Annotated in this window: 7 protein-coding genes; 4 read left to right on the top strand and 3 right to left on the bottom strand. The window is 49.8% G+C overall.

All coding sequences use genetic code 11. The features are described from left to right. The first annotated feature begins 42 nt into the window (after positions 1-42). From MYF79_RS22980 to MYF79_RS22965, 4 genes are all read left to right on the top strand, one after another. Positions 43-972, top strand: a complete 930-nt coding sequence (locus MYF79_RS22980; protein WP_247810163.1) for a FecR family protein — start codon at positions 43-45, stop codon at positions 970-972. Between the two features lie 111 nt (positions 973-1,083). After that, complete coding sequence (locus MYF79_RS22975) at positions 1,084-4,464, top strand: SusC/RagA family TonB-linked outer membrane protein (protein WP_247810162.1); 3,381 nt, start codon at positions 1,084-1,086, stop codon at positions 4,462-4,464. 15 nt (positions 4,465-4,479) lie between these two features. Beyond that, positions 4,480-6,279: a RagB/SusD family nutrient uptake outer membrane protein gene (locus tag MYF79_RS22970; protein ID WP_247810161.1), complete on the top strand. Its 1,800-nt coding sequence runs from the start codon at positions 4,480-4,482 to the stop codon at positions 6,277-6,279. Positions 6,280-6,312: 33 nt separating this feature from the next. Continuing rightward, positions 6,313-7,434 carry a glycoside hydrolase family 76 protein gene (locus MYF79_RS22965; protein ID WP_247810160.1) on the top strand — a complete coding sequence of 374 codons (1,122 nt, stop codon included), beginning with the start codon at positions 6,313-6,315 and terminating at the stop codon, positions 7,432-7,434. A 78-nt stretch (positions 7,435-7,512) separates the two neighbouring features. Here the strand turns inward: MYF79_RS22965 and MYF79_RS22960 are convergent, their stop codons facing one another. The 3 genes from MYF79_RS22960 to MYF79_RS22950 all read right to left on the bottom strand — a co-directional run bounded on the left by MYF79_RS22960 (position 7,513) and on the right by MYF79_RS22950 (position 10,632). Then, the gene (locus MYF79_RS22960; RefSeq protein ID WP_247810159.1) at positions 7,513-8,517 is read right to left on the bottom strand and encodes an NADP-dependent oxidoreductase; all 1,005 of its coding nucleotides are present in this window, start codon (positions 8,515-8,517) and stop codon (positions 7,513-7,515) included. Between the two features lie 89 nt (positions 8,518-8,606). Further along, positions 8,607-9,449: a helix-turn-helix domain-containing protein gene (locus tag MYF79_RS22955; protein ID WP_247810158.1), complete on the bottom strand. Its 843-nt coding sequence runs from the start codon at positions 9,447-9,449 to the stop codon at positions 8,607-8,609. A 100-nt stretch (positions 9,450-9,549) separates the two neighbouring features. Continuing rightward, on the bottom strand, positions 9,550-10,632 hold the full coding sequence (locus tag MYF79_RS22950; protein ID WP_247810157.1) for an alpha/beta hydrolase family protein: 1,083 nt from the start codon (positions 10,630-10,632) through the stop codon (positions 9,550-9,552). Position 10,633: the final 1 nt, after the last annotated feature.

Here is a 10,633-nt window from a genome sequence, read left to right as displayed (position 1 = left end):
ACCAAACCTCCATTTCCCGGATAAGCTTATAAAACCTCCACATTGGAAACTGATAAACTGAAGCGCATCTTCCGGCAATACCTCCTGGGGCAGGCCGGAAAAAGGGAATCCGACACCATCGATAGCTGGTACCAGTCCTTTGATAATGAGCCTGTTGCCCCTCTCAGCAGGGAGCAGGAAGAGGCCATCCGCCGGGAAATCTGGCAGAACATCCAACCGGAACTGGAGAGGAAGAAGGTTTATTACCTGAAGAGAAGCCTGGCGGCCGCTGCTGCCATATTCCTGCTGCTGGCAGGCGGGCTGACCTATTATATGGTCAATAAATCCGCCCCTGCCTATACGGAAATTGCCAGCGCCATTGGTGAAAGGAAAACCATACAGCTGGCAGACGGTTCTCAGCTTACCCTGAACGCCGGTTCCGTGATCCGTATACCTAAAGATATGAGCAAGGAACGCCGGCTGGACATCGTGGACGGGGAAGTCTTCTTCGATGTCAAAGGCAATCCCGCCATTCCGTTTATCGTTCAGAGCGGCCCGCTGACTACCACTGTACTCGGTACCGCCTTCAACGTAAGCGCCTATAAAGGCGTGAACAGGATGAGTGTCTCCGTGACCGATGGTAAGGTAAGCGTACAAAAAGCAGGCGGCAGCGCAGATGTTCTGGTGAAAGACCAGGCCCTGACCTATGACCGGGCCAAAAAAACCGCTACGGTAGACGCCATTGATAAAAGCCTCCTGGGATGGCGGCAGGGTACCATGGTACTGAACGACGCCTCTTTTGATGATATGGTGGTGCTGATGCAGAAGAACTTCGGCCTCAGCCTGACCACTTCTGAAGTGAAGATCCGGGAAACGAGGTACACCACGGAATTATCCACGACGATGGACCCTGTGAAAGCCGCTGAGGTACTGGCTGCCATTCATAACCTGAAGATAGAAGTGACCGGCCACGTGGTCACACTCCATAAATAAAACCAACAGACTAACACTAACAGACAAGTACAAGCAAACACAAGAAAACACTGTATGCAACCAATGTCACGGGAGTACTGCTAACGTAACATCTTAATGCCTAAACTACGTATGAAAAAAATTGCCACGACCTTCAGAAGACGGCTCTTCTCTGCTGTTCTTCTCCTGATGGGAGCCTCTCTTTTCCTGCCGGTATATGCAGGTAAGGGACAGATCCTGAAAGAAACCAATGTCACGATCCGCCTGAAAAGCGGTTCCCTGGAGTCAGCTATTCAGGAGCTGCACTCTTCCACGAAAGTTACTTTTGCCTACGACAAACAATTGTTACGCTCTTTTCCCATCCAGGATTGCTCCTTCTCCAACCAGCGACTGGACATCGTGCTGGAACAATTACTCCGCAACAAACAGCTGGAATTTGCAGAGGTCAACAACGTTGTTGTGATCAGCAGAGCTGCCGCCGGCAATCCTTCGCCTGTAGCTACCAAAACAGGTAGGGAAGATATTGTGGTATCGGGTATCGTGCTGGATGAAACAGGCAATCCAATGCCTGGTGTAAGCGTAGCCGTACGCGGGGCCAGCACCATGACCTCCACCGGCAATGACGGTAAGTTCAAACTGATCGTACAGTCGGCAGACGCCGTATTAGCCTTTAGTTTCATCGGTTATGAAACTGTTGTCGTAACAGTGGGTAATCAGACCAGCCTGAATATCCGTATGAAAGTAGCCAGCAAATCGCTCGGTGAAGTTGCCGTAGTAGGTTTCGGTACACAGCGTAAAGTGAGCCTGGTGGGCGCACAATCTACCGTAAGGGTAACAGAATTCAAACAGCCTGCGGCTGATATCACCACCATGCTGGCAGGCCGTATTGCCGGCGTAGTGGGCGTGCAGCGTTCCGGTGAACCTGGTAAGGGAAGCGCGGATATCTGGATCCGTGGTATCTCTACCTTCGGCGATGGTAACAGCTCCGGTCCCCTGATCCTGGTAGATGGTGTGGAACGTTCTATCAATAATATCTCTCCGGAAGATATTGAGTCTTTCACCGTACTGAAAGATGCGGCCGGTACAGCTGTATATGGAGTACGTGGCGCCAATGGCGTAATACTGGTAAAAACGAAGACAGGAAAGGTAGGCAAGCCGCAGATCTACCTGGATTATAACGAGGGCGTAAACACTTTTGTACGCCGCCCGGAAATGCTGGATGGCATCTCTTATATGAACCTGGCCAATGAGGCATTGACCACCCGTAACCAGAATCCGAAATATTCGCAGGAATATATCCAGAACACTAAAAACGGTACAGATCCTTTACTGTATCCTGATGTGGACTGGATGGACGCCGTATTCAATAAATATGGGCATACCCGCAGCACTAACCTGAATGCCAGCGGTGGCGTGGAGAACGCCCAGTATTATGTATCCCTGGGGTATTTCAATGAGTCAGGGTTCCTGAAAACAGATGACCTGGCGAAGTACAATTCATCCATGAAATACAACAGGTACAATTTCACCAGCAACCTTAATCTGCGCGTTACTAAAAGCACTAAGCTGGATGTAGGTTTGCAGGGTTATTTCTCCAATGGTAATTATCCCGGTATTAATTCTGCTGATATTTTCCAGAGTGCGATGGACGCAGCACCTGTTGCTTACCCCATCATGTATCCCGGAGGCCTGGTGCCGGGGCAATCTGCTAACGGTGGTTTCCGTAACCCCTATGCAGACCTGACCCGCAGAGGTTACCGCAATGAGTTCCGCAACCAGTTGTTCTCCAATTTAAGGGCTACACAGGAACTGGATGCATTGACCAAAGGACTGACCGCCAGCGTCATGTTTGCGTTCGATACCTATAACCAGAACTATATTACCCGCTCCAAGAGAGAGGATACCTATTATCCTGATCAGAACATGCCTTACAAACCGGATGGCACGCTCAACCTCGTGAAAACATTCACGGGGAACGCCTATCTGGGCTTTGATAATAACGGCAACGACAGGCAGACCAGTCGTAAATTCTATACCGAAGCTTCTTTGAATTACGACAGAAGCTTTGGTAAACATCGCTTCGGCGGACTGGCACTGTTTTATTCCAGCGACAAAACAAATGCACTGGCAGGGGATTTTATCGGCTCCATCCCCGAAAGATCTTTGGGTTTTGCCGGCAGGGTTGCTTATTCCTACTCAGATAAATATTTCCTGGAAGTGAACGCCGGTTATAATGGTTCCGAACTGTTTGCACCCGGCAACCGCTTCGGGTTCTTCCCTGCAGTAGGCGTGGGTTGGATCATCTCTGAAGAGAAGTTCTTCGCACCACTGAAGAAAGCCATCACCTTCCTGAAATTCCGCTACTCTAATGGTAATACTGGTCTCGGAAGTGCGAGAGAACGTTTCCTCTACATTACAAACCTGAGTACGTATGATCATGCATATAAGTATGGCAGAACGTTTAATGATGTTGGAGGTATCAATATCAACCGCTATGCAACGAATGTAAAATGGTCTGTATCGAATAAACAGGACCTGGGTGTTGAATTCCGTACCCTGGAAGACCGCCTGTCTGTGATCGTGGACCTGTTCAAGGAACACCGTACCGGCATCTTCCTGCAAAGGGCTTCGAACGTAGATTTCATGGGATTGCAGAACCAGCAGTTTGCCAACCTCGGTATCGTGGATAACAAAGGCTTTGACGCCACGCTTGAATATAGCACAAGGATCGGTGAGGTTGACCTGCGACTGAGAGGTAATATCACTTATACAAAAGATGTATTGATAGAAGACGACCGTCCGCCGCAGACCTATCCATGGATGGAGCACAGGGGCAATAATGTGCTGGCACGTTACGGATATATTGCGGAGGGATTGTTTGGCAGTGAGGATGAGGTGAACAAGAGTGCAGTACCAGGAGATAAGTCCAAAGTAAAACCCGGCGATATCAAGTACAAAGACCTGAATGGCGACGGCATCATCAACAGTTATGATGTTACTAAAATTGGCCGCGGCGATCTGCCCACTACCGTGTATGGTTTTGGCTTTGACCTGGGATACAAAGGCTTCAATTTCGGCCTGCTGTTCCAGGGAATTTCTGATGCAGACAGGATGCTGGCAGGATCGGCCATCATACCATTCAATGGTGGCGGCGGTCTGACCAATGCGTACGCTATTGCGGAAGACAGATGGACAGTAGATAATCCTAACCCGAATGCATTCTATCCGCGACTGGCATATGGAGAAGCGGAAAATAAGAACAATACACAGGCCAGCTCCTGGTGGATAAAAGACGTGAGCTTCCTGCGACTGAAGTCGGCACAGCTGGCGTACAACCTGCCTACCACCTGGTTGAACAGAACGGGCATCCGCAATGCGTCTGTTTACCTGCAGGGCATCAACCTGTTTACCTTCAGCAAGTTCAAACTCTGGGACCCTGAACTGAATACAGATAATGGTTCCAGGTATCCTAACATCAAGACCATTTCCCTGGGTATGAACCTGAGATTTTAATTACTACAAGCTAAGATGATGAAAAAGCTATTATATCTATTCCTCGTTATTGTACTCATGTCCTCCTGTTCAAAGTATCTTGACCAGGTACCGGACGACAGGCTGACCTTAGATGAAACTTTCAGAACATGGGGTACCGCGCAACGCTTCCTGGCAGATGTGTACCGTAGTGTGCCGGATGAATACGGACAGCGTAATCCCGGTTCCGAGAATAATCGCGGTCTGTGGACCGGTGGTTCTGATGAAGCCGATTATGTATGGGGCTTTGTGCAATCCAATGACGTGAACATCGGCAACTGGGATGCCAACTCCGGTTTTGTGGGCGACTACTGGCGCAACTTTTATCGTGGTATCCGCAGCGCCAGTGTATTTATGGAAAATGCAGATGCGATCAAAGATCTGTCGCCCGACAAGATCAAGCAATACAAGGCAGAAGCCCGGGCGCTGCGGGCGATGTATTATTTCTACCTGATGCGCATCTACGGACCGGTGATCATCCTGGGGGAGAAGGCGCCTCCTGTGGACGCGGACCTGCAATTGCCGCGCAATTCCTTTGATGAGTGCGTGGATTATGTGGCGACAGAACTTGCCAAGGCTGCGGAAGATCTTCCTGTCACACAGGAGAATGATGAAGACTATGGCCGTGTTACGAAGGGCGCTGCCCTGGCTTTCCGTGCCAATGCCCTGATGTACGCCGCCAGTCCTTTGTATAACGGCAATACTGATTTTGCTGATATGGCCAATAAAGATGGTAAACACCTGATCAGCCAGACCTTTGATGTCAATAAATGGACCAGGGCTGCGGAAGCTTATAAGGCCTTTCTTTCCACGTTTGTTCCCGGCACTTATGATCTGTTCAGGAAGAACGATGCCAACGGTAATTATGATCCTTACCTGTCCTGCCGGGATGCGATCCTGACCGACTGGAACAAGGAAGTGATCTTTGCCAGACCAGGCAGTTCCATTGGTCCCCGGCAGTATGAACTGACCCCTTACCACAATGGTGCCAGCTCCCGCGATGTAAGAGGCAGTGGCGGTCTGGGTGCTACACAGAACATGGTGGATGCCTTTTTCATGAAGAACGGCAGAAGCATAGACGATCCATTATCCGGTTACATGAAGGAAGGCACTTCTATGTTCCGGACGCCATACGATACGCATGAGAAAGAGATCTACAACCAGTGGGTGAACAGGGAACCACGTTTCTATGTGAACATCACTTTTGACGGCAGCACCTGGTTGAACAGGTCTTTTGGTGAGATCACCACGCGCCTGTATAATACAGGTAACTCTGGTAAACAGACAGGTGGCGGCGATTATTCCCCTACCGGTTACATTGTCCGTAAGGCCATGGGACTTGGCGCATGGGATATCTCCAACCGCACGGTCATACTGGTACGCCTGGCGGAGGTCTACCTGAGCTACGCAGAGTGTGTAAATGAAGCAGATCCTTCCAATCCTGATGCACTGAAGTACCTGAACCTGATCCGTGAAAGGGCAGGTATACCACAATATGGCTCAGCCGAATTGCCGGCTCCTGCTGGTCAGAATGCCATGCGTGAGGCTATTCGTAAAGAAAGAAGGGTAGAACTGGCCTTCGAGAATAACCGCTTCTTTGATGTACGCCGCTGGAAGATAGGAGAGCAGACACAGAATGGACCTATGTACGGACTGAACATCAGTGCCGATATGCCGGACTTCCTGAAGGTGGTGACTTTTGAAACAAGGGTGTTCAACAGGCGCCATTATTTCTTCCCGATACCATCCAATGATGTAAATAACGACAAACAGCTTGTGCAGAATCCCGGATGGTAATATTTATTTAACTGATACCAACTTGTTTTTGTGATGAATAAATTACGTTGTTTTCTGACCATTGCGGTACTGCTGGGCAGCATCTCCTGCAGTAAAAGCAATACGCCGGGTACAGGTACCATAGATCCCCCGGTATTGCCTCCTGTTTCTTTTACATCAAAAGATGCTACTGCTGCTTTTAATACCTTCAACCAGTATTTCTATAGCACTACGGATAAACTGTATTATTCCAATACGGAAAAGAAAGATATAGGCGCTATCTGGACACAGGCCGTGTACTGGGACCTGATCATGGATACCTATAAACGTACCGGCGATGCAACGCACCGTAAGATGATAGACGACCTCTACCAGGGTGGTTATAACCGTTATGACAGGTATAACTGGAGTAACAAGGTAGTGTGGTTTATCTATGATGATATGATGTGGTGGATCATCTCCCTGGCCAGGGCGCATGAGATCACCGGTAATAAGGAATACCTGGACAGGTCTGCAGAGGGATTTCAGTATGTCTGCAAAGAATCATACGATCCCGCAGCTGGCGGTATGTGGTGGGACTTTAAACATTCAGGCAAGAATTCCTGCATCAATTTCCCGACAGTGATCGCCGCCATGACATTGTACAACATCACGAAGGATACATCTTACCTGAATAAAGCGAAAGACATCTATAGCTGGTCGCTGGCAAACCTGACAGACAGCACCACAGGCCGGGTGGCAGATAACAACGTTAACGGTCACAAAGGGTTCTCTGACTATACCTATAACCAGGGCACTTTTATCGGCGCGGCCGTCATGTTGTACAAGGCTACCGGTCAGCAGTCTTACCTGGACAATGCAAAGAAAGGAGCCGACTATACACAGCAGCATATGTGTGATGCCGATGGTATCCTGCCCGCTGAAGGAGACTGGAATGAACAGGGGGTACTGAAAGCGATTTTCGGCCACTATATCATGACACTGGTGAAGGAGGCAGGACAGCAGCAATACCTGCCATGGATCCGGAAGAATATCAATATGGCATGGGGAAACCGGGATGCTGCGAGAGGGATCATGTACCGGAATTACAAAGTGCCTTGTCCTTCCGGCATTGTGCAATCATATGAGGCCAGCAGCGCGGTAGAACTGATGCAGGTTTGTCCGCCGGAGAAATAGCCTGTCCATATCCAGCCATACCAATATCAACAGGGTGTATCAACAGGCCAGCTCCACGGCTTGCTGGTACACCCTTTCTTATTCGCTGATGCGCATGATCAGTTTATGTCCTTTGGTCTGATTGGTCTCCATGAGTGTATGGGCCTTCCTGACGGTGTCCAGCTCGAAGTTGCCTACCACCTGGATGGGAGAAGGGCTGATGACACCTTTTTCCACCAGGGTTGTGATACGTTGTAACAGGTCGCCATAGTAGGAGAAATTGCCTTTCAGGCTATAGGCATAGTTGGAGATGTGTACCACCACGGCCCCGATGTTGAACAGGTTTTCGCGCGCCTCTTCGGTGGTGAATGCAGTCACGTCTACATAGGTCCCGTTCAATCGTACGATATTGCTGCAGAGTTCAGACATCTGCCGCCCTACGAGGTCTATGCAATAATCAAACAACTGGTTGCCGTTCGCCTGGATAATAAGGGGAACTGCGTTTGCTGCTTTATAGTCGACGATCTGATCCTGTCTGAGCCCCGCATTGATCAGTTCCTGCCTGCTGCCGGGATTACCGGCAGTGGTCATGATCCTGGTTACGCCATGGGAAAGCAGGAGCTTGATCAGTACCAGCCCGACGCCGCCGGCGCCGCCGCTGATAAAAACGGATTCTTCGGGAGATATTTTGAGCCGGTTACAGCATTGCATGGCGGTCAGGGTACTGATGGGCAGGGCCGCTGCCTGGTCAAAGCTGATATTGACCGGCATCTTCGCAAGGATCTGCTGCGGCACACTGATATATTCCGCATAGGTACCATTGGAGCCCATGCTGCCGGATGCGCAATACACGCTATCCCCGATCTCCAGGTCTTTTACGGATTTACCCTTTTGGGCCACGACGCCCGAGAATTCCCTTCCCAGGATATGGGAATGCATACGTTTACTTTCGTTGGCGCCAATTCTCATCTGGTAGTCGATGGGATTGAAGGCGGTGGAATATATTTTTACAAGTACGTCGTTGTCGTTGAATGCCGGGGTATCGGTTTCCGTAAAGAAGAAATTGTCCGTTGTGCCAAACTGTCTGAGTGTGATTGCTTTCATGTTTTCTTTGGTTGTATTCAACAGGTTGAGGTTGAATAGAATAGCTGCCGTAAGCTTACTGTCTGGCAAAAATATAAAATAAGACCAAATTAAGACCTTCCTGACGCGATACAGATACTTGACTGTAATTTGAGGAATTGCGCCGGGGAAACGCCTAAAAAGTGGTTAAAATCATGGATCAGGTGGCTCTGATCATAGTAGCCGAATTCGTGGATCATTTCGAACCAGTCGATGTCGCCCTGAGCTGCGCGTTCCTGCAACCAGGCCAGCGCTTTTTTATACCGCTGGTAGCGGCTTATTTCTTTGGCGCTGTACCCCAGGTACTTCTTATACTTCAGTTGTATGCTTCTTTCACTCTGTCCTTGTTTGCCGGCAATCTCCTTAATGGGGCTGATTACGCCATCGGGATCACTGCCGGCCACAATATCCTCCGAGCCTTTGTCCCGTTCAAGCAGGTAGGCGGCGGAAAAATCCAGGAGCCGGTTCACCCGCTGCTGCATATCCGGGAGCCGTTTCAGCTCCTGCCAGAGATTGGAAAAACAGTGGTCTCCCAAAAGCTCGTCAGGATGTTGCATGAAGTCGGTATAGGACTGCAGGTGCCTGCCGAAAAAACGGTAAAAGGCGTCCAGTTTAAAATTGGCTACCAGCAGGTCTGTGCCGGGGTGCAATACATAATCGTGCGACAGCTTGATAGGACCGATCACCATACTCTTTTCGATAGTCAGCGGTTCATCCGGCGTCAGGTAGAAGACGCAGGGGGCGCCGAAGTTGAAGATGAGGATAGTCTGGAAGGTAGGAGACAGTTTTTTCCTGACAGGCTCCTGCTGGTAATTGGCTGCATAGTAAAATGGGTCAAATACCTCGTCCCATTCTTCGGGAACGGGGATATGCCCGGTAATGTACCCTGTTGCAGCTGACTGACGATCGTTCATAGCGTAAATGTACAAATCATCAATGGCACAAATAAAAAAAAACGCAGCCTTGAAAGGCCGCGTTTGTCATCACTCTATTAATCTTCAACAAAGAAGCGTGTTATTCCAGGAATGGCTGCAGCCATTGAATGATAATCGTAAATGCTTCTGCGGAGAAGTCTTCCTTCAGGGTGCTGATCTCTTCCCTTGTGCAGGTCACACAATGCTGGAAGAGGTGGTTGGTACCAAGTAGTACATGCGTGGTTACCTGACCGTTACCCGCCTGTTTCAGCGTAGTGGCAATCATATCGAGGTTTTCCCGGTAGGTCACCATAATATCTTTATCGCCGTTCAGCGCCAGGATGGGCACTTTTATCTGCCGCAGGAAAGGCAGGGGGTTAAACCTGATATGGTATTGATACCAGGGGCCTGTAGCCTGCATGATGTAAGATTCCGGGAAAAAGCGCATATGATCGTACTTATCCGGGAAGTCTTTCTTAAAGGCGCTGTCATCCGCCTGTTTCCAGGCTGCATAAGTGCTGCGCAACTTACTTTCCAGTTCCGGCGTGCCGGCATACCTGTAAACGGTGTCAAACATCCGCGTGTTGATGGTATCGTAACGCTTACGGTCGTAATCACTGATGGGCGCCGACCTGGTGATGGCATAGTTCTGCAGTTTCAGGGCATCCAGTCCGTTGATGGCAAGGCCTGCCAGGGTGATCACAAAGTCGATATCGCGGGAAGAACCGGCGGCAATGATAGCAGCAGCGCCGCCTTCGCTATGGCCTATGACACCTGCTTTACGGATCGCTTTATGTTGTTTAAGGAAGCGAACCGCTGCCAGTGCATCCTCCGCAAAATCTTTAGTGGTGGCGTCTTCATATTTCCCGCTTGTTTCGCCTACACCCCGGTCGTCTGTACGCAATACGGCAAAACCTCTGCGGGTCAGGGAGTCGGCCAGTACGCGGAACATAGGATGTCCGGCCATGGTGCCGTCCCTGTCCTGCTTACCTGTACCAGATATCAGTACAATGGCAGGATAGCTTTTCTTACCTGCCGGTATGGTGAGCGTGCCGCCAAAACGGACGCTACCATCAGCATTGCTGAAATGCACGGAATCGCTGCGGTAGGGAAATACCTGGCCGTATGTACGGCCAGGTACCAGTAGAGGAATAATCAGGACAAGCATCAATGATCTTAACATA

Source organism: Chitinophaga filiformis (genome assembly GCF_023100805.1).
Lineage (GTDB): Bacteria > Bacteroidota > Bacteroidia > Chitinophagales > Chitinophagaceae > Chitinophaga > Chitinophaga filiformis_B.
The sequence above is the reverse complement of the archived record's forward strand: the minus strand, read 5'-3'. Positions and strand labels throughout refer to the sequence as shown.